The 264-nt window shown below is 45.8% G+C and carries 1 pseudogene; it reads right to left on the reverse strand.

Features of this window, described 5'->3' with window-relative positions:
- Positions 1-48: 48 nt before the first annotated feature.
- Positions 49-264, reverse strand: a pseudogene (locus L975_RS18775) (transposase); the annotation flags it as partial.

The raw sequence follows: 264 nt of genomic DNA on the forward strand, positions 1-264 counted from the left end.
GAGTTATCAAATGGCGTACCACCTTACGACGTTGCGGTACGCTTACCACTTTCGGGTATTCAGATCTTGCAGCATGACCTTGTCGAGGGTTAAATCTGCAACAATACGTTTGAGTTTCTCGTTTTCTTCCCGCAATTGCTTCAACTCGCGGACTTGGTCCGACTCTAGACCTGCATACTTTTTCTTCTATGCATAAAATGTCCCTTCCGCAATCCCAAGCTTTCGTGCAATTTCAGCGATTGGTAATCCTGCTTCATGCTGCTT

Origin of the sequence: Plesiomonas sp. ZOR0011, assembly GCF_000800945.1 — a bacterium.
Classification (GTDB): domain Bacteria; phylum Pseudomonadota; class Gammaproteobacteria; order Enterobacterales; family CAMTGL01; genus Plesiomonas; species Plesiomonas shigelloides.